The organism is Parafrankia irregularis (assembly GCF_001536285.1).
In the GTDB taxonomy this organism is placed as follows: Bacteria; Actinomycetota; Actinomycetes; order Frankiales; family Frankiaceae; genus Parafrankia; species Parafrankia irregularis.
The window spans coordinates 297,309-322,658 of record NZ_FAOZ01000005.1 but is presented as its reverse complement, the minus strand read 5'-3'; the positions used below and the strand labels follow the sequence as shown (position 1 = coordinate 322,658).

Below are 25,350 nucleotides of genomic sequence, written 5' to 3'. Positions count from 1 at the left end.
GCCCGCTACCGGCTTCTCCGCGACCGGTGGCTCGGCGGTTCCGCAGCCGGCGGGCCACCCGGTCGATCAACCACTTTGTCCTATTAGTAGCTTCTGACCGGTTCGGGTGGATTCTCCGTGCTCGCTTCTTCTCGCACGATCGTCCACAACTGATCGTCCTTGACGGTAGTCGGCCGGTCGCCGAATCTCAAACGTCTGTTCGAGCGTGTCGGGGGAAGTGTGCGTGGCGGCCGTGTAAGAATCGCTCAGGTGTTCGAGCGGGCGGATGCTCGCGCCTGGGAGGTTGACATGGCCGACCCTGATCTGGCCAACGCTGATCCGGCCGACCCTGATCTTTCCCGCGCCGGTCTGGCTGATGCCGACGTGACCGACGTTGCCATTGTCGATATCGCCATTGTCGATGTCGATGCGGCCGACCGTGACCTTCGGCCGGCCGCTGGCGACGTTGGCGTGGCTGCTGGCGATGTCGACATCGCGGATGGCGACCGGGCGCTCGGCGGGGGAGCCGGTCCTAGGTGTCGGGCGTTCCGCGTCGGCGCGGCGCGGCGGTCCGCGGCCGTCGGAGGAGGTGCGCCGGCGGGGGGCGGCCATGGTGGTCGCGCGCGTCCGCGTCCTCGTGCTCGCCGTGGTGCGGCGGTCAGCGGGGTCGTGGTGCGCGGCCAGGCGGTGCGGGGCAGGGCCGTGCGTGGTGGTGATCGGCGGCCGGCGCATCGCTCGGCCCCTTCTCGTTGTCTCGGCAGTGGTCCTTCACCTGCGGCGGGCCCGTGCGGCGCACAGCCGTCCTCGGCGGCGGTCGACTGCGGCGAGGCCCAGGTCATCGAGATGCCCGGGCTGGAATGGCGTGCCCGCGCCGTCGGGTACGCGTTGCCGCCGCCCGGTGGCCAGAGGCTACGGACGAGACCACGGCGCCGGTGGCTGAGTCTGCGGCGCAGCTCGTCCCCGAGCTCGCGAGCCCAGCCCCCGGGCGCGCAACGGCTCCGTCCGGGCTCGCGACGCCGCCCGCGGCGACAGCCGCCGCTGAGGCTGACCCGGCGGGGCAGGCTCGTGTTCGCGGCGCTCGCGTGCCTGTCCGGTGCGCTGGTGCTCTCGCTGGCGTTGGTCACCGCGTCGCAGGCGTTCACGGCCACCCCGGTGGACTGTCAGGTCCACGTGGTGCGCCAGGGCGAGACGCTCTGGGAGGTGGCGCGCGGGATCGACCCCGAGGCCGACACCCGTGCGGTTGTTCGTCGGCTCATGTCCCTGAACGATCTGCCCACCGCGGATCTCGTTCCCGGCCAGCCGCTCTGCCTGCCCTGACGGTGGCCCGCCCGACGGCCGGCCACCGGGCGGGATCGGCTGCCGATCAGGTGGCGGCGGCCCCGCGGCAGCGACACGCCGGAGGGGGAGGGGCGGTGTCGGACCTGTCGGGTGCGTGCGCTACGGTGAACACAACATCTTGTAGTTACAGCACCGTAAGTCATCCACAGGTTGTGCATCGATATCCACAGGTTGTCAGTTGGCCACCCCCGGAGGGTGGTCGGCCGGTGGCATGTGGGCACCTGCTGGGGCGTGCTCCGCGTGTGGCAGCCAAGCCGCCCGGAGCGGAGAGGAGTGTGCCGTGCGCTGTCCCTTCTGCCGCCATTCCGACAGCCGTGTCGTCGACAGCAGGGAGGCCGAGGAAGGCGCCGCGATCCGGCGGCGCAGAGCGTGCTCGGAGTGTGGGCGCCGGTTCACGACGATGGAGGAAGCTTCGTTGCGGGTGCGCAAGCGTAGCGGTGCCACCGAGCCGTTCAGCCGGGCCAAGGTGATCGTGGGCGTGCGCAAGGCCTGCCAGGGGCGCCCGGTCCGGTCGGACGATCTCGCGCTGCTGGCCGAGCGGGTCGAGGAGACGGTGCGTTCCTCCGGCTCCGCGGAGGTGGCTGCCGAGGACGTCGGCCGGGCGATACTCGGCCCGCTCCGGGAGCTGGACGAGGTCGCCTACCTTCGGTTCGCCTCCGTCTATCTGGCCTTCGAGTCACTCGCCGACTTCGAGGTGGCGATCGCGGCGCTTCGTGCCGACGCGGGGCAGAGCTCCGAGGCCGCAGGCGCCCCGCTGGCGGAGTCGTCCCGGGCCGCCGGCCCGGAGCTGGGCGCCGCCGGGCTCACCCGCGGGCCGCACCTCGCCGCCGCGCCGGGCCTGCGCGCGGCCGCGGGCCCCTGAGCCGCCGCAGGCCCCTGAGCCGCCGCGGACCCTGAGCCAGGCCGGGTGCGGCCTCGGCCAGGCCGGGTCGGGTGTGGGGCGGCCCGGGAAGTCGGGGCATTCCCGGCACCGGGCGTATCACTGACAACCGCACCGGCAACCGCACCGCGCTGAACCACCGCGGCCCGACCACCGCGACTGACCACAGCATCATGATCGCGCCCTGACCGCCGCGCCACGTCGCTCCACCACCGCCACGAACCACTGCATTCGGCGGTCGCCTGCGCCACCACAGCCGTCACCGCATCGCGCACCGACGGCGTGGTCGCCTGCGCTGCCACAGATCCCAAAGCACGTCGGACCGATCGGCAACGAGGCTGATCCGGTCATTTCGGCGTGCCATCCAACGGCGGGGCCACCTGCCCGGCGAGCGCCGAGCCCGGCGTGGACCGGGCTCATCGGGCAGGTAACTCCGGCCGCCATTGTTGAACCTGTCGAAAGCGAACACGAGGAGTGCCATGACCGAGACCCGCGGCAAGGGCAGCAGATCGGCCGCGAAGGTGGCTGGCCTGAAGATCCGGCGGGTTCGAACCACGCCCGGCGTCCACCCCTACGACGAGGTGGAGTGGGAGACCCGGGACGTCGTCATGACGAACTGGCGTGACGGTTCAGTCAACTTCGAGCAGCGCGGGGTGGAGTTCCCGGCCGCCTGGTCGGTGAACGCCTCCAACATCGTTGCCAGCAAGTACTTCCGCGGCGCGCTCGGCTCGGCCGAGCGCGAGTCGTCGCTGCGCCAGCTCATCGACCGGGTCGTGCACCGCTACACAGTGGCCGGCCGCGAGAACGGCTACTTCGTCTCCGAGGACGACGCCGAGGCCTTCGAGCACGAGCTCACCTGGATGCTGCTGCACCAGGTTTTCAGCTTCAACTCCCCGGTCTGGTTCAACGTCGGGACCTCGGCGCCCCAGCAGGTCTCGGCCTGCTTCATCCTCGCCGTCGACGACACCATGGAGTCGATTCTCAACTGGTACCGGGAGGAGGGGCTGATCTTCAAGGGCGGGTCCGGTGCCGGCCTGAACCTCTCCCGGATCCGGTCGTCGAAGGAACTGCTCTCCTCCGGCGGAACGGCGTCCGGCCCGGTCAGCTTCATGCGTGGCGCCGACGCCTCGGCGGGCACCATCAAGTCGGGCGGCGCGACCCGCCGTGCCGCGAAGATGGTCGTGCTCGACGTCGACCACCCCGACATCGTCGAGTTCGTGGAGACGAAGGCACGGGAAGAAGACAAGATCCGTGCCCTGCGTGACGCCGGGTTCGACATGGATCTCGGCGGCCGTGACATCGCCTCGGTGCAGTACCAGAACGCCAACAACTCGGTCCGGGTAAACGACGAGTTCATGCGGGCCGTCGTCGACGGGACGTCCTTCGACCTGCGCGCCCGGCTGGACAACCGGGTGATCGAGTCGGTGGACGCCAAGGGGCTGTTCACCACGATCGCCCAGGCGGCCTGGGAATGCGCCGACCCGGGCATCCAGTACGACGGGACGATCAACGACTGGCACACCTGCCCGGAGTCCGGGCGGATCTCCGCGTCGAACCCGTGCTCGGAGTACGTCCACCTGGACAACTCCAGCTGCAACCTGGCGTCGCTGAACCTGATGAAGTTCCTGCGGCCGGATCGCACCTTCGACGCCGAGGCGTTCGTCGCGTCGGTCGAGCTGATCATCACCGCGATGGACATCTCGATCTGCTTCGCGGACTTCCCGACCCCCGAGATCACCACGGTGACCCGGGCCTACCGCCAGCTCGGCATCGGCTACGCCAACCTGGGCGCGCTGCTCATGGCGAGCGCCCGGGCGTACGACTCCGAGGGCGGGCGCTCGCTCGCCGCGGCGATCACCTCGCTGATGACGGCGACGGCCTACCGCCGCTCGGCGGAGCTCGCCGGCACGGTCGGCGCGTACGACGGCTTCGCCCGCAACGCCGACGCGCACCGCCGCGTCGTGCGCAAGCACGCGGCGGCGAACGACGCCGTCCGCACCGTCCACGCCGAGGACGCCCGGCTGATCGCGGCCGCCTCAAAGGAGTGGGAGCGGGCGCTGTCGGTGGGGGAGAAGAGCGGCTGGCGCAACGCGCAGGTCAGCCTGCTCGCCCCGACCGGGACCATCGGGCTGGCGATGGACTGCGACACCACCGGGATCGAGCCCGACCTGGCCCTGGTGAAGATGAAGAAGCTGGTCGGCGGCGCCAGCATGAAGATCGTGAACCAGACGGTGCCGGCGGCCCTGCGGGCGCTGGGCTACCCGGAGGAGACGACCGAGGCGATCGTCGAGTTCATCGCCGAGCACGGCCATGTCGTCGACGCCCCCGGCCTGCGCCAGGAGCACTACGAGGTCTTCGACTGCGCGATCGGTGACCGCGCGATCAGCCCGATGGGGCATGTCCGGATGATGGCGGCGGTCCAGCCGTTCCTGTCCGGTGCGATCTCCAAGACGGTGAACATGCCGTCCACTGCCACGGTCGCCGACGTCGAGGAGATCTACCTCGAAGGCTGGCGGCTCGGGCTCAAGGCGCTGGCGATCTACCGGGACAACTGCAAGGTCGGCCAGCCGCTGACCGATGTGAAGGGCGCGAAGCGGGACGCCGAGGCGGCCGCCGCCGCCGACGCCGCGCTCGCGGGTGCCGCAGCCGCGGCCACCGCCGGGGTCACCGCGGCCGGGCTCCCGCAGTGGCCCGCCGGCCCCGGGGAACACCGCCCGGTCCGGCGGCGGCTGCCCAAGAAGCGCCCGTCGCAGACCGTCTCGTTCACCGTCGGCGGTGCCGAGGGCTACATGACCGCCGGGTCGTACCCGGATGACGGCCTCGGCGAGGTCTTCATCAAGATGTCGAAGCAGGGCTCGACGCTCGCCGGCGTGATGGACGCCTTCTCCATCGCGATCTCCATCGCGCTGCAGTACGGCGTCCCGCTGGAGGCCTACGTCAGCAAGTTCATCAACATGCGCTTCGACCCCGCCGGCATGACCGACGACCCGGACGTGCGCATCGCCCAGTCGATCATGGACTACCTGTTCCGCCGGCTGGCGCTGGACTACCTGACCGAGGAACAGCGCGAGGAACTCGGCATCCTCTCCGCATCCGAGCGGACCAGGAAGCTGTCCGAGCAGTCCGGTGGCCCGGCGGCCGGCCCGGCGGAACCCGAGGTCGACATCGAGGCGCTGCGGACGTCCGCGCCGGTGGAGGGTGACGCAACGGCCGCCACCGGTGCCGGCGCCGGCACCGGTGGCGCCGATCGCGCCGCACGTAACGGGGCGGCCCCGTCGGCCGGAGTGGGCGGCCTCAGCGGCCCGGCCGCGGGTGCAGGTCCGGAGCTGGTGGCGCGTGAGCTCCGCGTGGCCATGCCGGGCGGCTCGCTCACCGCGCAGACCGCCGTCGACGCCCCGCTGTGCTTCACCTGCGGGGTGAACATGCGCCCGGCCGGCAGCTGCTACGTCTGCGAGCAGTGCGGCTCCACCAGCGGCTGCAGCTGACACCGAGCGCTGGTGCGGCAGGGCACCAGTGCGGCAGGGTGGGGGTGGCGAGCGAGTCCGCCTCGCTGCCCCCACCCTGCCCGAGACTTCAGATCCGTCCCGAGGGTTTTGGCGAGTCGCGAGAAGTAAGGATCTTTGTCGTTCCTGAGCCTGTCACGGACTGGCGCCGATCAAGATCGCCGGCCGAACGTGGCCGAACCTCCGGGAACCCGCCAGCCCGCTTTGACGAGTCGCAAGAGTGAAGGATTCTGGTTGTTCCCACGACCAAAATCCTTCACTCTTGCGGGTTCCCAGGTGGGCCCGTGCCCTTTTTATCCATTTCGAGATGAATTGCCGGGCGCTGCGCGGGAGGTTCGGGATCTTCGATGGGTGGCCGTGCGGTGCGGTTCGCCCTCCGTCGGCACGGCTCCGCCAAGCCCATGGCGGTGCCCGGATCCGCCGCCTCTCAGGGATTCTGCTACGAGCTCTCCGCTACGAATCTGTCGGGCCTCCGGCCGCGGAATCCGCGGCACTTCTGTCACGGATTCCGCGGGCTTCCTTCACGGATTCGTCGTGTTGTCCGCCCTGGTCAGGGCCACCTGTGGGTGGGTGGCGAGGATGTCGATGAGCAGGGCCGACGTCCAGGAGAAGCGGTTGCTGCCGGCGCCGGAGCCGTCCAGCGGCGAGTAGTACTCGAACATCGATCCGGACGCGCGGATCACCTCGACGGTGTTCGCGCGGATCGCGTCGGCGGCCTCCCGGCGGCCGTAGCGGTCGAGCCCGTCGGCGATCAGCCAGTTCATGTTGACCCAGACGGGGCCCTGCCAGTAGCAGCGGGGCAGGAAGGCCGGGTCGTCGGTGGGGACGCTGGCGATGCCGTACCTCGCCCAGTACCGCGGCGACAGGAGGGTCTTCACCAGACCGTCGACCTGGTCGTCCGGGACGACACCGGCGTAGAGCGGCAGGAAGCTCGCGATGGTGGGGTGGTGCAGGAGCTCGCCGGTGCGGAAGTCCCGGCTGAAGTAGAGACCGTCCGACCACAGCTCACTCATCGCCGCGCGGCTGCGCCGCATCGACCGGGAGAGCCAGCGGGGGATGGGGATGCCCGCCTCGTCGGCGATCGTCACGAGGTGCTCGTTCGCGCGGATCAGGATCGCATTGAAGGCGACGTCCTGAACCAGTGGGACGAAGGTGTCTCGGATGGTGCGAAAGTCGTAGCGGCTGCGGCGCAGCTCGCGGACGATCCGGTACAGCGTGAACAGGTCCGCGGAGGTCAGCCGCTCGTCCGGCGGCACCTCCTTGGAGTCACGGCGCAGCGCGTCGAGCGCGTCGTCGCCGTTGATCCGGCGCAGCGCCCGCACGGTGCGCGGGGCGACCGGCTTGGTCATCTCCATCCAGGTCGGGGTGTTGTCCATGCCCGACTCCCAGGAGTGGACCAGCGCGACCAGCCCGCTGTCGTCGGGGTCGCGCTCGCGGTAGAGCCACTCGTGGAACCGGATCAGCCCGGGTGCCAGGCGCCGGTAGAAGTCGACCCGCTCGTCGCGGGTCATGGCCTCCCCGACCCGGACGGCCGCCTCGGCGATCATGGGTGGCTGGGTGACCCCGGTCGACTGGACCCCGCCCGCGGTGGTGCACACGCGGTCGCAGCGCCACCGCTGCGGGCCCGCATGGTAGTAGTCGGTCGTCTCCGCGAAGATCACGTGCGGGATCATGCCGCCCGGCCACTGGCCCCGCAGCAGGGAGAGCAGTTCGGCCGCGGCGCGCGCGGGGTCGAGGTGGCGCAGCCCGATGGCGATGAAGCAGCTGTCCCACAGCCACTGGTGTGGGTAGAGGGTCGGCGACGGGCGGGTGATGTCACCGAGGTCGTTCGCGCGCAGGACGCCGACGGCCGTCTCGCGCAACGCGGCGAGGTCGGCCGGCAGCGGAATCTCGCCGGCTGGCGACGGCACGGGTGGTGCCGGCGGCGTGGCGGAGGCTGACGGTGCCGCGGGCACCGTTGTGCCGGCGCGGGACCCGGCGACCTCGACAGTGGTGGGCATCACATCGACCGGGTCGGCCGGGCCGGCCGGGCGGGGGACGTCGATGGCGGGCACCTCACCGCTGCCGGCGGGGTCCGCCAGTGGCCGGTTGGGGCCTGCCGATCCCACCGTGGGGTGGTCGGCGGCACGGCCGGTCGGCGTCTCCGGCGGCGCCGCGGCAGGGGAGGCGCCGCGCGCGGAGGCCGGCGTGATCGGGCTGGACGAGGAGTGCGCGGGCATCGGGGAAACCGACATCGTGAGAGAGTAGCGGTTACACCCCGTGCTCGTCTGGTGGGGGTCCCCGGCGCGGCCAGGGGTGGTGGAAGAAGGTTGCGCAGGGGCTACCGAAGCGTTGCATCGAGCGCGTCGTTCGCCGGTGAATCAGCAAAAACGCCAGGTTCGGGGCTCCTGTGGTGGGTGTGGGGGTGGCGTGGGTGGCCGAGGTGCCCGGCGCGGTGAGGGCTCGCCCCGCGGCGGGGGCGCGCACCATGAGTTGTTACCGAGAGTGATCATCGGTCTTGCTGCGGGAAGATCTACGTCGGGGTCCGCCTCTGGCCGGCTGGTGCGCGCCGACTCCGCCGTGTGGGCGAAGAAGTCGCGGTTCGGTGGCGCGGCGAGGTGGGGGTTGATGCGGTCCGTGAGCGTCGCGAGTCGTTACCCGGAATACATCCGCCGGCGCGGCGGGCTGGTTGTCCGTGGATCGGCTCACGTCGTGCCGGCGGCCGTGTGGTTCGGATGTGATCCGTCTCTCGCCGGCGGCGGCGCTCCGGACGGGTGAAGTGGCGCTCATGGGGGTACGGAGTCGGTCTGTCGGTGGCCTGATCGTCTCTCTGTGGCATCGGCGCAGCTGGTTGGATGGTGTTCGCTGGCGGAGGGCGTGCGTGGTGGACCCTCGCCGCGGCGCGCGGAAGGTGACGCCGATCTCTGGATCGAACTCCCGAAAGTGGTGTTACGGCAACGCTGCGTTGTGAACTGTCACTGACAGTCGAGGACTGACCGTGGAAGCCGCCGAGATAGTTGCTCGTTCTCACCACACCGCGCGATCTGCCAGGTAGTCTTCGCGACAGCGGGTTCAGCGTCCCGAAGGCAGGGGTCTACACTTCTCTGTAGGCCCGGCGATCGCTGACGTCCGGCTGTGCCTGCACGGGAATGGTTGCGCCTCTTCGGTCGTTACCTCCACGTGCAAGGAAGTAGACGACCCACCCGCACCGACCATCGGATCTGCCACTGATGACGCTGCCTGCCCTGGAACTAGCCGAGCGCACCGACGAGTCACGCCCGCGTCCGCGGCGCCCCCGTCGCTCCGCTTCTCCTGTCCGTAACGCTCCAAGCCGCACGCTCGCCGCGGTCCCCGATGAGCTCGATGAGCTCGACGTCTCCGCTGTCGCCGAGCTCATCGCCCGTGGTCGCGAGACCGGGGAGCTCAGCCGTGCCGAGCTTCGCGAGGCCCTTGAGGCCGCTGATATCGGCGTCGAGCTGCTGCCCGCGCTGATCGCCCGTCTCGGCGCCGCTGGAATCGACCTCGTCGAAGAGGAAGAGGAAAGCGAGCGCGCCCCGGCCGGCGCCACCACGCCTGGCCGGACCGTCGCCGACCACGCCGGTACGGCGGACCTCGTCCGCATGTACCTGCGCGAGATCGGCAAGGTTCCGCTGCTCAACGCCGCTCAGGAGGTCGAGCTCTCCAAGCGCGTCGAGGCGGGGCTGTTCGCCGAGCACAAGCTGGAGACCGGTGAGGACCTCGCTGAGGACCTCCGCCGTGACCTGGGCCTGCTCGTCAAGGACGGCCAGGCCGCCAAGCAGCAGCTGGTCTCCGCCAACCTGCGCCTCGTGGTGTCGGTGGCGAAGAAGTACAGCGGCCGCGGCATGACCCTGCTGGACCTCGTCCAGGAGGGCAACCTGGGCCTCATCCGCGCGGTCGAGAAGTTCGACTACGCGAAGGGCTACAAGTTCTCGACCTACGCGACCTGGTGGATCCGCCAGGCCATCGGCCGCGCGCTGGCCGACCAGGCCCGAACGATCCGCATCCCGGTTCACGTGGTCGAGCAGATCAACAAGATCACCCGGCTGCAGCGCCAGCTCGTCTCGACCCTCGGCCGTGAGCCGACGGACGAGGAGCTCGCGTTCGAGCTGGACATGCCGATCGAGCAGGTCGTCGAGCTGCGCCGTTACGCGCAGGACACGGTGAGCCTGGAGACGTCCGTCGGTGACGACGGCGACTCCGTGCTCGGCGACTTCATCGAGGACTCGGATGCGACGTCGCCGGCCGACGCTGCGTCCTACGGCGCCATGCAGGACGAGATCGACAACGTCCTCGGCGCGCTGAACCCTCGTGAGCGCGAGGTCATGCGGCTGCGTTTCGGTCTCGCCGACGGAAAGCAGCACACGCTCGCCGAGGTCGGCAACCGGCTCGGGCTCACTCGTGAGCGCATTCGCCAGATCGAGCGGGACACGCTGCGCGAGCTGCGTAAGCCCGCCGTGGCCGGGAGGCTGCGCGAGTTCCTCGACTGACGAGCGGGCGGCTGGGCCGAGGTCGTCTGATGGGCGCCGGCAACGCGGGCCGGCGCCCGTAGCACAGCCCGGAGCAGGGGCAGCCGTCCTCGCTCCGGTACGGGTGGTCGGAAGCCGGATCCTCGCCATGAGGATCCGGCTTTTCCTATTGGAAGCCGGCCTGTCGAAACCGGGCCGGCGAGACGCCAGCCCGTCAGCGGGCGGCCCCAGCGGCCGGCGTGTCAGTAGCCTGCGCGGACGCCGGATGGCAGGAGCGTCGGGTACAGGACGTTGCCCACGGCGAAGGCCCCCGACGGTGTCAGGCGCGCGTACTCGTTCTGCGACCACCAGCCGGGGAAACGTGCCAGCCGGGTCTGGAAGAGCCACGATCCAGCTGGATCGCCCCAGACGAACAGTGGCATCGACGGCATCGGCATGGTCACGACCAGCTCACCGTCGACGTCCGCCGGGCCCCTGGCCGGGTAGCCGGCCGGGTCGACCACGGCGACGGCGCAGCCCAGCGCCGCGCCGGCCTCACCGGCCCGCACCGGCGCGGTGGGCAGCGCCGCGATCGTGGGCGCGCCGAGGTCGCCACCGCCACTCATGGCGCTGAAGGCGACCGACGGGCTCACCGTCTCGTAGACCCACGCGGCCGCGTCCGGCGTGAACGGCGATCCGAAAGCCGCCACGGTGCGCAGCAGTGAGAGATCGGCGACGCTCGCCGGCACCAGCCCCGAGCCGTGGCACGCCTCGACGAACGAGGCGGGCAGGCCCAGGCAGGTCACCTCGACCGCCTCCGCGAGCCGCCACAGGATCGACAGGTCCGGCCGGGCCGGGCTGCCGTCGTACAGGACGATCGCCGACCCGGTGAGCAGGCCGGAGACCAGGAGGTTCCACGTGGCCTCGCCGGTGGTGGCCAGCCAGCAGAAGCGGTCGTCCGGCCCGAGATCCAGGTGGAGCACCAGCGATTTCAGATGCTCCAAGAGGATCCCGCCGTGCCCGTGGACGACGGGCTTCGCCACGCCGGTGTCCGGGGAGCTGAACTGGATCCATAGCGGCGCGTCAAACGGGAGCCGGGCCCAGGCCAGGTCCTCCGTCGCGGCGAGCAGGTCGTCCCAGGAGGTCAGGGCCGGGGTCCGCGCCTGCGCCGCCCGGGTCAGGGCATCGGCCGCGAGGTAGGGAACCACCACCGTCGCGGCCAGATTGGGCAGGCGGCGGGCCAGGTCGGCCAGCGACTGCACCGAGTCGAAAACCTGGCCCTCGCGGGTGTACCCGTCGACGCCGATCAGCACCTTCGGCGTGATGGGGGCGAAACGGTCGGCGATGTCCGCCAGGCCGAGCTCGGGCGGGCCGCAGGCCCACACCGCGCCGAGGCTCGCGGACGCCAGCATCGCGACCACGGCCTGCGCGCCGCTGGGCAGCACCGCGGCGACCCTGTCTCCGGGGCCGACACCGAGGCGGCGCAGGCCGGCGGCGGCCCGTGCGACCTGCCGTCGAAGCTCGTCCCAGCTGACGACGGTGGTCACGCCGTCCTCACGGACGGCGATGATCGCGGGTGCGGGGCCGCGGCGGCTGAGCGCGTTCTCGGCGTAGTTGACGCGTGCGGAGGTGAACCAGCGGGCATCGGCCAGCCCGGTGCCGGTCAGTGCCGGGCCGTCGCCGCGGTCGCCCTCGACGGCGCAGAACTCCCAGACCGCGTCCCAGAAAGGGCCCGGTTGGGTGACCGACCAGCGGGCGAGCCCGGTCCGCTCGGCGAAGGACACGCCGTGGTCCTGTGCGAGCCAGTCCTGGAAGCGGGTGACGGATGCCTCCGCGACGCGCTGGGCCGACGGCTCCCACAGCACGGTTCCCACCGGCGTGCGTGACGGTGCGGCGCGTGACGACGCCACGCGTGACGTTCCCGAGCCGGTGGCCGCGAAGTGGCCCGTACCCGCGGGCGACTGATCGCGCGATTCGTCGTCTACTGGACTTTCATCTCCCGCCACGTGATCTGACCCTAACGTGTCCTCGCCGGTCAATCGCCCGCGAGTCGACGAGCGGTCGTGCCGGAGAGCCACGGGAGTTACCGTCTTGTCGTGTGAGCGGGTCCGTGAACGTCCAGCCAGTGCAGTCGTGGTCGGTCGGGTCCTCGGAGGCTGATCGGGCCGCCGGGGATGGCGGCCCGGGCGACGGCACCCTCGTGGTCTGGGACCCGGGGATGCTCGACTACAACTTCGGCCCGGCCCATCCGCTGCATCCGGTCCGGCTGGCGCTGACCATGGAGCTGGCCACCGCGGCCGGCCTGCTGGAGGCGCCCGGGCTCACCGTCGCCGCCGCCGGCATGGCCGCCGACGAGCTGATCGAACTGGTACACGACCCCGACTACGTGGGCGCGGTCCGCGCGGCCTCGCCGGGCTCGGCGGCGGGCAGCCTGCTGGCGGCGAGATACGGGCTCGGCACCGCGGACAATCCTGTCTTCGACCGGATGCACGCCGCCTCCGCCCTCATCACCGGCGGCACGCTGGCCGCGGCGCGGGCGGTGTGGGAGGGCACCCACCGCCATGCGGTGTCCCTCGCGGGCGGCCTGCACCACGCGATGCGCGGTGCGGCGAGTGGGTTCTGCGTCTACAACGATCCGGCGATCGCGATCGCCTGGCTGCTGGCGGCCGGTGCCACCCGGGTCGCCTACGTCGACATCGACGTCCACCACGGTGACGGGGTGCAGGCCGCGTTCTACGACGATCCGCGGGTGCTGACCATCTCGCTGCACCAGAGCGGAATGTCGCTGTTCCCCGGGACCGGCTTCCCCCGGGAGGTCGGTGAGGGCAGCGCCGAGGGCACCGCGGTCAACGTCGCACTGCCGCCGGCCACGGGTGACGCCGGCTGGCTGCGGGCGTTCTCCGGGGTGGTGCCCGTCCTGCTGCGCGCGTTCCGGCCGCAGGTTCTGGTCACCCAGCACGGGTGCGACACGCACCTGCTCGACCCGCTCGCCGACCTGCGGCTGTCCCTGGACGGGCAGCGTGCCTCCTACGAGGCGCTGCACGCCCTGGCCCACGAGGTCTGCGAGGGCCGCTGGGTGGCCTGCGGCGGTGGTGGCTACGCCCTGGACGCCGTGGTTCCCCGGGCCTGGACCCAGCTGCTGGCGATCGCCTCGCACACCACCCTGGACGGGGCCCGCGCGCTGCCCGAGGAATGGGTCGCCGCGGCTCCGGCCAGGGTGCGGGCGGCGACCGGCCACACCTCGGTCGGCGCCGCCGGCATGCCGTCCACCTTCGGCGACGGCGCGTCGACGCGCTATCACCCGTGGGACGCCGGCACCGGCGACCAGGACGATCCGCTCGACCGGGCGGTGGCCGCGACCCGCAACATGGTGCTGCCCCTGCACGGCCTCGACCCGCTCCGGGACCGTTGAGCGCCGCGCCGCCCGCCGCGGGGCCGCCACCGCAGCCATCACCGCAGCCGCAGCCGCAGCCAGCACCGCAGTCGCAGTCGCAGTCGCAGTCGCACGACTATCCGGCCCACTGGGAGGCCGACGTCATCCTCTCGGACGGTGGCACGGCGCACATCCGTCCGATCCGGCCGGCGGACGGGGAGCTGCTGCGGCCGTTCTGGTCCCGGCTGTCGACCCGGACGATCTACTTCCGGTACTTCAACGTCCGCCGCGGCCTCAGCGACGCCGACATCGCCCGGACGACCAACGTCGACCAGCGGGTCCGCGGCGCGCTGGTGGCACTGATCGGTGGTGAGCTCGTCGGGCTCGCGCACTGGGAGCGCGGGCAGTCACCGGACGCCGGGCCCACCCCCGAGGCGGAGGTCGCGTTCCTGGTCGAGGACGCCCAGCAGGGCCGCGGGATCGGCTCCGTGCTGCTCGAGCACCTGGCCGCCGCCGCGGCCGAGCGGGGGGTGCGGCGCTTCGACGCCGACGTGCTCAGCGAGAACCAGCAGATGATCAGGGTTTTCCTGGACGCCGGCTACACGGTGTCGCGCGCCTGGGAGTCCGGGGCCGCCCACCTGTCGTTCGACATCGCGCCCACCACCCGCTCCGTCGATGTGATGCGAGCCAGGGAGCACCGGGCCGAGGCCGCGTCCGTGCACCGGCTGCTGCACCCACGGGCGGTGGCGGTGATCGGAGCCGGCCGCGACCGGGAATCGCTCGGCAACATCGTCCTGCGCAACCTGCTGGCGGGCGGGTTCGACGGCCCGGTCTACCCGGTGAACCCCGTGGCGGCGGCCACCGGCGGCGCCGTCGCCTCGGTGCGGGCGTACGCGTCGGTCGAGGACACGCCGCCACCGGTCGATCTGGCGGTGCTGTGCGTGCCGCCGGGCGAGATCCCCGGCGTGGTCGCCTCCTGCGGCCGCCACGGTGTGCGCGGCCTTGTGGTCATGACCGACCAGCGCGATGACGAGGCCGACGCCCGGCTCGCCTCCGACGCCCGCGCCCGCGGCATGCGGGTGGTCGGCCCGGCGAGCCTGGGCCTGCAGAACGTCGCCGCCGGCCTGAACGCCTCGCTGGTGAACCAACTGCCCGCCCCCGGACGCATCGGCTGCTACTCCCAGTCCGGCCCGCTCGGTGGCGCGCTGCTGGAGGCGGCGGCCGCGCGCGGGCTGGGCTTCTCGGTCTTCGTCTCGGCGGGTGACCGCGCCGACGTCAGCGGTAACGACCTGCTCCAGTTCTGGAAGGCGGACACGTCGACCGGTGTCGCCCTCATGCATCTGGAGACCTTCGGCAACCCGCGCAAGTTCGCCCGGCTGGCCCGCTGGCTGGGCCGTGACACCCCGGTGGTCGTCGTCCTCTCCGAACGGACACCGTTGGACGAGGCGCTGCTGCGCCAGGCCGGGGTGATCGGCGTCGACCGGGTCTCCCAGGGGCTGGACGTCGCGCTGCTGCTCGCCACCTGCCCGCTGCCGGCGGGCAACCGGGTGGCGGTCGTCGGTGACTCACGGGCTCTGGTCCGGTTCACCGCCCGGGCGGCGGACGCGGCGGGGCTCGCGGTCGAGGAGGTGCTGCTGCCGGCCGGCAGCAGCACCGAGGCCTTCCGGGCCGCGCTGGTCTCCGCCGCCTCCCGGACGGATGCGCTGATCACCGTCGCGGTCCGGCTGCCCACGTCGCTGCCGGGCCCGAACTCGGACCTGAACCCGGACCCGGACCCGGCTCCGGCGGCTCTCGGTGCCGCCGCCGCGGCGAGGGCCGTCAGCGTGCCCGTCCTCGCCACCGTCCGGGGCACGCGGGTGCCACCGGAGCTGTCCGGGCTCCCGGTCTACTTCTCGCCCGAGGCCGCGGTCGGAGCGTTGCGCGGAGCGGTCGCCTACGCCGACTGGCGTGCCCTGCCAGCGGGGACCATCCCCACCACGCCGGTTCGGCGCGACGAGGCCCGGCGACTGACCGACGGTGTGACCGGCCGGCTCACCGCCGGCGCCGCGAGTGAGCTCCTCGACTGCTACGGCATCGACGTCGTTCCCAGCCAGGTCGTCCGGAACGCGGACGAGGCGGTGGAGGCGGCCGAGCTGTTCGGCTGGCCGGTGGCGCTCAAGGCCCGCGCGAGCCGCTATCGGCACCGGCCGGAGCTGGGTGGGCAGCGCCTCGACCTGGCGGACCCGGCGGTGCTGCGGACGGCCTGGCGGTCACTGGTGGAGCGCGTCGGGCCGGACGGCCCGATCGTCGTGCAGCGGATGGTGCCGACCGGGGTGGCGGTGGTCCTCGGCGCCGAGGAGAACCCCCGCTTCGGTCCGTTGGTGTCCTTCGGGCTGGCGGGCGCGGCGACGGAGCTGCTCGGCGACCGGGTGCACCACATCCTCCCGCTGGCCGACGCCGACGCCGCGCGGCTGGTCCGGTCCGTGAAGGCGGCACCGTTGCTCTTCGGCTACCGCGGCGCCGCCCCCGTCGACGTCGCCGCGCTGGAGGACCTGCTGCTGCGGCTGGCGCGCCTGGTGGACGAGACCGGCGCGGTGCGGCGCCTGGCCCTGGAGCCCGTGATCGTCTCGGCGGACGGGGTCAGCGTGCTCTCCGCGGAGGTCGTTCTCGCCCCGCCGATCCCGCGTGCCGACGCGGGCCCGCGTCGCTTCTGGCGGGCGGGTTCCCAGGGCGAGCCGGCGGGTTCCGCGGCGGGTGCCACGGCGCGTGTCGCGGAGGCCGACACACAGCCCGGTTCGGCACAACGTGTCCCCACCGTCCACAATCGTCTGCCATGACCACGCCGTACCCTGCCCAGCCAACAGGCCGGCCGTCCGACGGCCCTGAGACGGGCGGCCGTGACGCCGTCGGTGACGAACCCGCTGGATCGGCTGGCCCGGGTCCGGTTCCGGGCCAGCCGGGCGGGGAGCGGGTGGGATCACCCGTCGTCGGCTGGGACGACTTCGGCCGGGCTCTGGACGGCTGGAACGACCAGAGCAGCGAGAACGGCTGGTCGTCCTACCCGGACGTCACCGGTGCGCGGGCCGCCGTCGGCCAGCAGCGGACCCCGTCCGGCTGGGAGCCCCTCGTGGGGGATGACGACAGCGAGACCCACGGGCCGCTGTCATCGGCGGGCTTCCCGCTGCCAGTGCCCGCACGGCCGCCGGTACCGCCGCCCACAGCGCCGCCGCCTACGATCCCGCCGCCGCCGACTGTGCCGCCGCCGACCAGCGCGCCACCGGCCGCGCCGCTGTCAGGACCGCCGCTGTCCGGCCTGCCGCAGTCGGTTCCTCCTCTGTCAGATCCGCAGCCGCCCGTCCCGCAGCCGGCAGCGTCGTCGATGCCGCCGCCGACCGCCACGCCGCCGCCGACCGCCACGCCTGGGCCGGGGCCTGGGCCGGGGCCGGGGACGCCTGGGCCGGGAGCGTTCGGGGCATCGGCCGCCGGCCCTGGCACGGACGGAGGCCTTCTCGCGGGGGAGCCCGGGTCGGGCTTCGCCGGCATCCCCGGCTTCCCGTTGACGCCTCCACCCGGCACGGGTGTGGCGCCACCGTCTGATTTCGGTACGTCCTGGCGCGGTCCGGCCCTCGAAAACAGCGCGGCGGCAGGTGGCGCGGGCGGCGGTCCCGGTGGATTCGGTGGTTCCGGTGGTTCCGTGGGTCCGGGCAGCGCGGTCCCGGCCCTGTCCGCGACCGGCGCCGGCGCCGGCACCGAGCCGGGCTCGTCACCGCCGCTGCCCACCGATCTCGTCGGCCAGGCCCTGCGCGAGGCGCTGTTCGACCGGGCGCCCGTCGGGCTCGCCCTCTACGACACCTCCGGCCGGTATGTCCGGGTCAACGAGGTGCTGGCCAGCCTCAACGGCCGTTCCGCCGCCGAGCATCTCGGCCGCACGATGCCGGAGCTGCTCGGCGACATCGGCCAGGAGATGGACGTCCTGCTGGGGCGGGTCCTGCGGACCGGTGAACCGGTCACCGATCTTGAGATCGGGGTCGCCACGGGCGGCTCGGGGCCGAACCAGACCTGGCTGGCCAGCTGGTACCCGGCCACGGACCGGCTCGGCGCGCCCGCGGGAGCGGTCCTGGTCGCGATCGACGCGACCCGTGCGAAAGCCGCCCAGGCCGACCTCGGCCGGTCCGTGGCCCGTGAGCGCGCGCTGGCGGAGGCCACCGCCGCCGATGTCTTCCACGGCGGCCCGGACGGCGCGCTGGACACGGATCTGCCCCGCTGGCGTGCCATGACCGGCCAGTCGGGCGCCCAGACCGCCGGCTTCGGCTGGCTCGACGCGCTGCACCCGGACGACCGGGACCGGGTCCGCCGGGCCTGGCGCGCCGCGGTGGAGCGCCGGGAGCCGTTCGACGGCGAGTTCACCATCCAGGACGTCCTCGGCGCCCCCCGGAAGATCACCGCGCGGCTGCTTCCGACGGCGGTGGACGGCCAGCAGGGCCAGCACGTCGAGTGGGTCGGCGTGCTCACGGACGTCACCGAGGCCCGGTCTGCCGCGGTGACGCGGGCGTCGGTCGCCGCGGCCGCGGACGAGGCGGCGTGGCGCCGGGAACAGTCCCGCCGCCTCACCACGGCGCTCGGCCGGGCGGTGACGGTCGACGACGTGGTAGCCGCCGTGGTCGAACACGGCGGTCGCGCCGCGCGTGCCATCAGCCGAGGGGTCGCCCTGATCGACTCCGCCGACGACCGGCTCCGGTTCGACGCCCTGGTCGGCGCCTCGGCGGAGTACGCCGCGCACTGGTCGGAGGTCTCGCTCGGCGCGATCCATCCACTGGCCGAGGTGGTCCGCGGCCGGCGGCCGATCTTCCTGGGCAGCCGGGACGAGCTGAGCGCGCGCTGGCCTGTCGCGGAGCTGCTCGGCGCGGTCGAGTCCGGCCCGGAGCACAGCTGGGCCCTGCTGCCGCTGGTGACTACGGACGCGCCGTTCGGCGTGCTGCATCTGGGGTTTCCCGACGCACGCGAGTTCGGCGGCGACGACCAGGACTTTCTGCTGACGCTGGCTGAACAGACCGCGCAGGCGCTGGAGCGCGCGACCCTGTTCGAGCGGCTCGCCACCGAGGCGGCCGGGCGGCGGGTCGCCCGTGAGGAGGCCGAGGCGGAGCTCGCCGCGGCGCGGCTGGCCGCCGAGGCCCATCAGGCGGTCGCCGACGGGGCGCTGCGGCGGCTCGAGGTGCTCGCGCAGGCCAGCACCGCGGTGGCCGCGGCCGCGGACGCCGACCGGGCGCTGGCCGCGCTGGCCTCGGTCGTGGTCGGCGAGATCGCCGACGTCTGCCTGATCTACCTGAACCCCACGGTGGACGATCTGGAAGCGGCGGACGCGGCCGCGGGTGTGCGCCCGGTGGCCGCGGCGGTCAGGAACGGCCTGACCGCCGCGCCGCTGCCCGGTGGACCCGCGCTCGTGCTGCCCGCGACCGGCCCCCTGGCCGCTGCCGCCGACGGCGACGATGACGGCGACGGTTCGCCTGGCCGGACCGTGCCCGTCCTGTTGTCCCTGGGGGAGGGCACGGCGCTGCCCGGCGATCCGACGTCCACGGGCCTGGCGCCCTTCCTGGACGGAGCTCTGGCCCCGGACCTGGCCCGCTGGGTACGCGACGCCGAGGGCCACAGCGCCGCCGCGATCCCGATCATGCGGCGTGGACGTCCCGCCGGGGTCATGGTGATGATCGCGGCCGGTGAGCGGGCCGCGTTCACCAAGGACGACCTGACGTTCCTCACCGAGATCGCGGCCCACACCGCGCCGGCGCTGGAGCGCGCCCAGGCCGGTGGCCGGGCCGGTGGCGAGGCCCGTGCGCTCCAGACCGCCCTGCTGCCGCGGATGCCCGTCGTGGCCGGCCTGGAGCTGGCGGCCCGGTATGTCCCCGCCGGGGATGCGGACGAGGTCGGCGGTGACTGGTTCGACGCCATCGACCTGGGCGCCGGCCGGGTGGCCCTGGTCATCGGGGACGTCATGGGCCGCGGCCTGCGCGCCGCGGCGCTGATGGGGCAGCTTCGCAGCGCGGTGCGCACCTGCGCCCGGCTGGACCTGCCGCCCGTGGAGGTCCTCACCCAGCTCGACCGGCTCGTCGCCGACCTCGGCGAGGATCTGATCGCCACCTGCATCTACGCCGTGCTCGAGATCGAGACCGGTCAGCTCACCCTGGCCAGCGCGGGCCATCCGCCGCCGCTGGTGGTCGCTCCGAACGGGCTGGTGTCGCGCCTGTACATGGCGGTCGCTACGCCGCTCGGGCTGGCCCGCGACGCGATGACCGAATACACCGTGCAGCTGGGTCCCGGGGCGCTGCTCGCCCTGTTCACCGACGGGCTGGTCCGGGGGCGGTCCACCGACATCGACGCGGGCGTGTCGAACCTGGCCGCCGTGCTCGCCCGCCCGGCCGAGGACTGGGACGGCCGGCTCGACCTGCTTGCCCGGGCCGCCTGCGCGGCCGGGTCGCGGGCGGGCGATGCTCGTCCGGACGGCCCGGGTTCGGGCCCGGGTTCGGGCCCGGCGCCCGCACCGGCGTCAGCGTCGGGGCCGGGTGACGATGTGGCCCTGCTGTTGGCCAGGCTGCCCGAGGCGGGCCCGGCGGTGGATCCACTGGACGTCACCGTCGATCCGGCCGGCGGTCTCAGCCAGGTTCGGGCACACGTCCGGGTCGCCATGGAGAACGCCCTGGTCGCGCCCGCGGTGATCGACACCGTCGTGCTCGTGCTGTCCGAGCTCGTCGGCAACGCGCTGGTGCACGGCCGGTCGCCGCTTTCGGCGCGGGTCCGGCGGATGGGGATCGCGGGCGGGGCCGCGGGCGCTGGTGGCGGGAGCTCTCGGCGGTTGCTGATCGAGGTCACCGACGCCGGCGGACGGATGCCGCGCCGGCGGCACGCCAGCCCGGACGACGAGGCGGGCCGCGGGCTCGACCTGGTCGGGCGGCTCGCCATGCGCTGGGGTACGCGCCCCTTGCCCGAAGGCAAGCTGGTGTGGGCGGAGATCGATCCGGACGACCTCTGATCGTCCGGGCCTTCGGCGGCCGGCCATCGAGAGGGCGCAGGCGGGCTTTCTCGCGGCCGGGCCGTCGGATCCCACGCCGCCTCGCGTAACGTGAGCGTCATGCCGGAAGCGGTGCTGCGCCTAGAGAACGTCACGGTCAGGCGCGATGGGGTACACCTGTTGCGGAACGTGAACTGGGTGGTGAACCAGGGCGAGCGCTGGGTGCTGCTCGGCCCGAACGGCGCTGGTAAGACGACGCTTCTTCAGATCGCCTCGTCACGGCTGTTCCCGACCGCCGGCGAGGTTGATCTTCTCGGCGAGCGGATGGGCCGGGTCAATCTGCAGGACATTCGCTACCGGGTCGGGGTGGTCAGCCCGGTTCTCAGCGACAAGCCGCCGAACCACGAGCGGGTGCTCGACGCGGTGGTCACCGCGGGCTGGTCGGTGCTCGGGCGCGGCCGCGAGGAGTACGACGAGGTCGACCTCAAGCGGGCGGCGGATCTGCTGAGCCAGTTCGGTTGCCGGAGCCTGTCCGAGCGGAGCTTCGGCACCCTCTCCGAGGGAGAGCGTAAGCGCGTCCAGATCGCCCGCGCGCTGATGACCGACCCCGAGCTGCTGCTGCTGGACGAGCCGGCGAGCGGCCTCGACCTCGGTGCCCGGGAGGCGCTGCTGCGGCGGCTCACCCGCTTCGCGGCCGATCCCGGTGCTCCGGTCACGGTCCTTGTCAGCCATCACGTGGAGGAGATCCCCGTCGGGGTCACCCACGCGCTGCTGTTGCGCCGCGGCGAGGTTCTCGCGGCCGGCCCGGCGGCCGAGGTTCTGGTCTCCGAGCATCTGTCGGCCTGTTTCGGGCTTCCCCTGGAGGTGACGGCCGCGGCGGGCCGGTACTCGGCTCGACTGGCCGCTCCGGGGCCACGGCGACCGTCTGCTTCGGTCTCAGCCTGATCTCCAGCTTCGACTCGGCCGGCCGTTTCGGTCCGGCCCGTCCGTCCGGCCGGTCCAGCGCGGGCCTGACCCGCATCGGATGCCGGCCGCAGCACTGGCACCACCTGGCCTGATGCGGCGGCCGGGCGGGGATTCCCGCACCGGGCCCACCATCCTGGGTGGCTTCGTGGCGGCGGCCTCGTGGTGAGTGGCTTCGTGCACGGGGAACGCAACCGGTGGGTGCCCGCGCAGGCGCCGTGGCGATGGCGGGCCGTCGGTCCCATGCCGGTGTTCGGGCCGGCTGGGGGCCTCGGGATCCCGTACCGGATGTGGCCCGGCCCGATGGCGAGGGGTCGGGCGCCTGGGCGAGCGGCTCAGAGCGTCTGTGTGCCGCGCCGCGGCGAATCCGGGGTTTCATTTACCCTCTCGCCTTTCGAAGGCTTGTCTGACCCGCTGAGGCGGCCCGCTGGCTCTCGTGTGGGCAGGCGTGCCGGTCGGCCACGGAGCGCGGTCCCGCCGGCGGTGTCGCAACGCCCGACGGGCCGTCATCTGGCGGGCCGAATGCCTGACGGGTGAGAGCCTGACGAGTGGGTGGCGGCGGGCCGAGTGCCTGATGGCCGAGTGCCTGACAGCCGAGTGCCTGACAGCCGAGCGGAGCAGGGCCGATCCACGGATGGCGCGAGGGCTATTGGTTCGGTGGCCGGAACTTGTCGGCTCCCGGGGCCGTGCCGGGTGGGTGTGATTCCCCGCATAGTGATTTCCGGCATATAGGTGTACTGACCCCGTCAAGGACATCCCGGAGCCAGCCAGAGCCCACCACCCGTGCGCCCAGCGCGCGAACGCGATCTCGCAGTGCCTGATCCGATGTCACGACCAGAGTCGGTGGTGACGTGGTGCGTACCGCTTCCACGATCGTGTCGTCCCCACTGGCCGGTGCATGGATCACCAGGAGCCGTGGGGGTTCCACGCTCATTCTCAGTAACGGTGACTTCAGTTCCGGTGCTGCTGCCGGTGTCCGGTCTTCCCGGTCGCCGGCGGAGATTTCGCTCGTACCGGCCGCGGTTGGTGCGAACTTAGCCATGGTCGGCCCGGCCGGTACACCGGCCCGGGCGGCTCCCTCGAGAACAAGAAGCACCTGTGACGGTCGATCCGCCGGAGTGCGGAGTCCATCCGGCCGGCTGAGCAGGGTGAGAATGTCCCTGTGTAGTCGCCCGGCGGCGGCGGCGCGATCCCGCCACCAGCCGTCTGGTCGTGTGCCAATGACGTTCGCCGCGTCGACGACCCAGGTGAGCCGGTAGTCCATGGCAGTCGGGCGCATAGCGTCAGGAGCGGAATCCGGCGTACTCATCCGGCGCCGCGGGTCGGCTTTGGCAAACACGACGGTGGGTTCACGGGCCCGGGCTTGACCAAAGACGCCGCTGCGCGGGTGGCCTCGTTTGCCGGGCAATCGAACGGTCCGGAGGCGTACGAAGCCTGCTGACCGTCCGCGTACCGGTGTCTCGGTGCCGAGGCGGGTCGCCGGTGGGTTGCCGCGTGCCGTCGTCGGGACGTTCGTGGGTCGACGTTTCGAACCGGAAGGTGTGATTCGAAGAACATGATCATCTCTCTATCATGTCGATGTCGATCCACTCCTTTGGGCTGCGTCGTGCGTCCACTCGCGGTGGCCACTTGCGCCATCGTCACGGTTGCCGCGCGAGTCTGACGAACCAGGCGTGACAGTTCACGGTGTTCTCGTGGTAATACTAGACCCGTAAGTTCTGCGGTCCGCTGACCTGAAGGAGAGTGGCATGGCCCAGAAGACCATCGTCTCGTTGATTGACGATCTCAGCGGAGAAGAGGCCGACGAGACAGTCCGGTTCGGACTGGACGGCGCACAGTATGAGATCGACCTGTCGGAGAAGAACGCCACGAAGTTGCGGGAGTCGCTGGCGCCGTTCGTCACCGCCGCTCGTCGTTCCGGCGGGCGCGCTGCCAGTGGCCGGCGTGGCGCCCGGGCCGCTTCGCGGCGTACCGGTGGAACCGACCGCACCGCCGACATTCGTGAGTGGGCGCGCAGCAACGGCTACACGGTGAGTGACCGTGGGCGTATCGCGTCGAACATCGTTGAGGCGTACGACAAGGCTCACTGAGCCAGGTCCCACTGCTTTACGGGTCGACGTGTCGAGTCATCGACCCAGGTACTACCCGAGCACAACCCTGATAGTTGGTGTGGGTCTCCTCGGGCCGGCGGCCGAAGAAGACGTGATCATGTTTCGCGTCCTGGTTCCTGCCCATCGAGTGGTCGATGGGCAGGAACCAGACCACGTTGTGTCGATTGCCGGCCAGTGGCCGTACTGCGGCCGGGGGCGACCAAATGGGCGGCCGGCCGGCTGGATCCCCGTGGTTTCAGTACCTGACGGCTTCGCCGGCCATCCACTTTTCGACATCGTCGGCCGAACGCGGGAGCGCGGCCGACATGTTCCGACTTCCCTGTGACGTCACCAGGATGTCGTCCTCTATCCGGACGCCGATCCCACGAAGCTCCGGTGGGACGGTGAGGTCATCGGGCTGGAAGTAGAGGCCCGGTTCGACGGTCAGCACCATCCCGGCCTCCAGCGCCGCATCCCGGTATGTCTCGTCGCGTGCGTGCGCGCAGTCGTGCACATCCAGTCCGAGCATGTGTGACGTGGAGTGCAGCGTGTAGCGCCGATGCAGACCGGCACCCGGTGCCTTCGGATCCTCGCTGAGTGACTCGTCGGGCGTGACCGGAAGCAGCCCCCAGTCGTGCAGGGCCTGTGCGATCACCCGCATCGCCGCGCGGTGTGGATCGAGGAAGGCCGCACCTGGCCGGACCGCCGCTATTCCAGCCTGTTGTGCCTGGTAGACGATCTCATGGACCTGGCGCTGCAACGGGCTGAAGCGTCCGTTCACCGGCAGCGTCCGCGTCACGTCCGCGGTGTACAGCGAGCGGCTCTCGACGCCCATGTCGAGAAGCGCCAGGTCACCGGGCCGCACGGGGCCGTCATCCCGCACCCAGTGCAGTGTTGTCGCGTGTGGTCCGCAGGCCACGATGGATCCGTAACCGACGTCGTTGCCGTCGACCCGGGCCCGCCGCCAGAAGGTTCCCTCCAGCCAACGCTCACCGTTGGGCAGTGTCGCCGCATAACCGAACTCGGTCACACACTCGGTGAAGCCGACAATGGTCGCGGCGACCGCCTCGTCCAGCCGCGCGATCTCGAAATCATCCTTGACCAGTCGAAGTTCGGACAGCGTCTGGGCGAACGCGGCATCCCGGTCGACGGCCGTGCCGGGCGGCGCCCAGCGGCTCACCGCCCGATCAACTCGGCTGTCCAGCCCGCGCAGAACTCTCGTCCTTGCCGGAGAGAGCTGGGCGAGTGCTTCGGGCAGTTCCGGCAGCGGCCTGCATTCGATGTCGAGCGCGGCTGTGGTCTCCCGCACGCCAGGGCGAGGGCCGACCCATAGTTCGCCGTATCGGCGATCGGTGTAGAACGCGGAGCTGGAGCGGTCGGAACGGTCGGCGAGATAGAGCACGGCGTCATGGTCGCCGGCCGCGTTGGGATGCAGGATCAGGACGGCGTCCGGTTCGTGACAACCGGTGAGCCAGAAGAAGTCACTGCCCGGGCGAAACGGGTAATCGGTGTCGTTCGCCCGCACATGGAGCCCACCGCTCGGTACGACGAGTGTGTCGGAGGGGAATCTTGTGGTGAGAAGCCCACGCCGCTTGGTGGTGTAGGGAGCACAGTCGTCACGCGGTGCGACGGTCGCGTCGACCGGTGCCCACCCGCTCGCCATGAAACGCCTGAAGGCCGCGTGGGGCGTCTCATCGTGTTTGGCCTGTCCGTTCCTGTCCGGTTCGTCCGCGGCTTGTTCATCCGTCGTCACACCGCCCGCGGCGGGCAGTGGTGCCCGTGGATCCGTGGCAATCT

The 25,350-nt window shown here is 72.0% G+C and carries 13 protein-coding genes; 9 read left to right on the top strand and 4 right to left on the bottom strand.

Translation table 11 applies throughout. The features are described from left to right. Nucleotides 1-66: 66 nt before the first annotated feature. The gene (locus tag AWX74_RS10450) at nt 67-711 is read right to left on the bottom strand and encodes a hypothetical protein (RefSeq protein ID WP_091274312.1); all 645 of its coding nucleotides are present in this window, start codon (nt 709-711) and stop codon (nt 67-69) included. Nucleotides 712-1,044: 333 nt separating this feature from the next. On the opposite strand from AWX74_RS10450, the gene AWX74_RS10445 reads away from it, so the two are divergent. From AWX74_RS10445 to AWX74_RS10435, 3 genes are all read left to right on the top strand, one after another. Then, nucleotides 1,045-1,296: a LysM peptidoglycan-binding domain-containing protein gene (locus AWX74_RS10445; protein WP_091274309.1), complete on the top strand. Its 252-nt coding sequence runs from the start codon at nt 1,045-1,047 to the stop codon at nt 1,294-1,296. A gap of 232 nt (nt 1,297-1,528) precedes the next feature. After that, nucleotides 1,529-2,179 (top strand): transcriptional regulator NrdR, encoded by a 651-nt coding sequence (nrdR, locus tag AWX74_RS10440; RefSeq protein ID WP_226932923.1) that lies wholly within the window; start codon nt 1,529-1,531, stop codon nt 2,177-2,179. Between the two features lie 497 nt (nt 2,180-2,676). Next, nucleotides 2,677-5,682 (top strand): vitamin B12-dependent ribonucleotide reductase, encoded by a 3,006-nt coding sequence (locus AWX74_RS10435; RefSeq protein ID WP_091274302.1) that lies wholly within the window; start codon nt 2,677-2,679, stop codon nt 5,680-5,682. A gap of 539 nt (nt 5,683-6,221) precedes the next feature. Here the strand turns inward: AWX74_RS10435 and AWX74_RS10430 are convergent. Continuing rightward, nucleotides 6,222-7,919 (bottom strand): amylo-alpha-1,6-glucosidase, encoded by a 1,698-nt coding sequence (locus AWX74_RS10430; protein WP_242666170.1) that lies wholly within the window; start codon nt 7,917-7,919, stop codon nt 6,222-6,224. A 990-nt stretch (nt 7,920-8,909) separates the two neighbouring features. Here AWX74_RS10430 and AWX74_RS10425 point away from each other — a divergent pair. Beyond that, entirely contained in the window at nt 8,910-10,187 is a 1,278-nt protein-coding gene (locus tag AWX74_RS10425) for a sigma-70 family RNA polymerase sigma factor (RefSeq protein WP_091274294.1), read from the top strand. A gap of 221 nt (nt 10,188-10,408) precedes the next feature. Here the strand turns inward: AWX74_RS10425 and AWX74_RS10420 are convergent, their stop codons facing one another. After that, nucleotides 10,409-12,055, bottom strand: coding sequence for an AMP-binding protein (locus AWX74_RS10420; protein WP_311984600.1), 1,647 nt, complete (start codon nt 12,053-12,055; stop codon nt 10,409-10,411). 200 nt (nt 12,056-12,255) lie between these two features. Here AWX74_RS10420 and AWX74_RS10415 point away from each other — a divergent pair, with 200 nt between their 5' ends. The 5 genes from AWX74_RS10415 to AWX74_RS10390 all read left to right on the top strand — a co-directional run bounded on the left by AWX74_RS10415 (nt 12,256) and on the right by AWX74_RS10390 (nt 23,553). Further along, entirely contained in the window at nt 12,256-13,557 is a 1,302-nt protein-coding gene (locus AWX74_RS10415; protein ID WP_091274680.1) for an acetoin utilization protein AcuC, read from the top strand. Next, nucleotides 13,554-16,334, top strand: a complete 2,781-nt coding sequence (locus AWX74_RS10410; RefSeq protein ID WP_091274289.1) for a bifunctional acetate--CoA ligase family protein/GNAT family N-acetyltransferase — start codon at nt 13,554-13,556, stop codon at nt 16,332-16,334. The genes AWX74_RS10415 and AWX74_RS10410 overlap by 4 nt, the downstream gene beginning before the upstream one ends. Before the next feature lie 134 nt (nt 16,335-16,468). Then, a complete protein-coding gene (locus AWX74_RS10405; RefSeq protein WP_242666169.1) occupies nt 16,469-20,521 on the top strand; it encodes a SpoIIE family protein phosphatase in 4,053 nt (1,350 codons plus the stop codon). Between the two features lie 99 nt (nt 20,522-20,620). Continuing rightward, a complete protein-coding gene (locus AWX74_RS10400; protein ID WP_091274282.1) occupies nt 20,621-21,445 on the top strand; it encodes an ABC transporter ATP-binding protein in 825 nt (274 codons plus the stop codon). Nucleotides 21,446-23,211: 1,766 nt separating this feature from the next. Beyond that, nucleotides 23,212-23,553: a histone-like nucleoid-structuring protein Lsr2 gene (locus AWX74_RS10390; RefSeq protein WP_006542630.1), complete on the top strand. Its 342-nt coding sequence runs from the start codon at nt 23,212-23,214 to the stop codon at nt 23,551-23,553. Between the two features lie 256 nt (nt 23,554-23,809). Here AWX74_RS10390 and AWX74_RS10385 read toward each other — a convergent pair whose 3' ends face one another. Next, nucleotides 23,810-25,216, bottom strand: coding sequence for an aminopeptidase P family protein (locus tag AWX74_RS10385; protein WP_091274677.1), 1,407 nt, complete (start codon nt 25,214-25,216; stop codon nt 23,810-23,812). Between the last annotated feature and the right edge of the window lie 134 nt (nt 25,217-25,350).

Excerpts from the sequence above, each read along its gene's own strand:
- AWX74_RS10450 (WP_091274312.1), bottom strand. The coding sequence starts at position 711 with ATGCGCCGGCCGCCGATCACCACCACGCACGGCCCTGCCCCGCACCGC.
- AWX74_RS10430 (WP_242666170.1), bottom strand. The coding sequence starts at position 7,919 with ATGCCCGCGCACTCCTCGTCCAGCCCGATCACGCCGGCCTCCGCGCGC.
- nrdR (WP_226932923.1), top strand. The coding sequence starts at position 1,529 with ATGTGGGCACCTGCTGGGGCGTGCTCCGCGTGTGGCAGCCAAGCCGCC.
- AWX74_RS10435 (WP_091274302.1), top strand. The coding sequence starts at position 2,677 with ATGACCGAGACCCGCGGCAAGGGCAGCAGATCGGCCGCGAAGGTGGCT.
- AWX74_RS10385 (WP_091274677.1), bottom strand. The coding sequence starts at position 25,216 with ATGGCGAGCGGGTGGGCACCGGTCGACGCGACCGTCGCACCGCGTGAC.
- AWX74_RS10425 (WP_091274294.1), top strand. The coding sequence starts at position 8,910 with ATGACGCTGCCTGCCCTGGAACTAGCCGAGCGCACCGACGAGTCACGC.
- AWX74_RS10400 (WP_091274282.1), top strand. The coding sequence starts at position 20,621 with ATGCCGGAAGCGGTGCTGCGCCTAGAGAACGTCACGGTCAGGCGCGAT.
- AWX74_RS10390 (WP_006542630.1), top strand. The coding sequence starts at position 23,212 with ATGGCCCAGAAGACCATCGTCTCGTTGATTGACGATCTCAGCGGAGAA.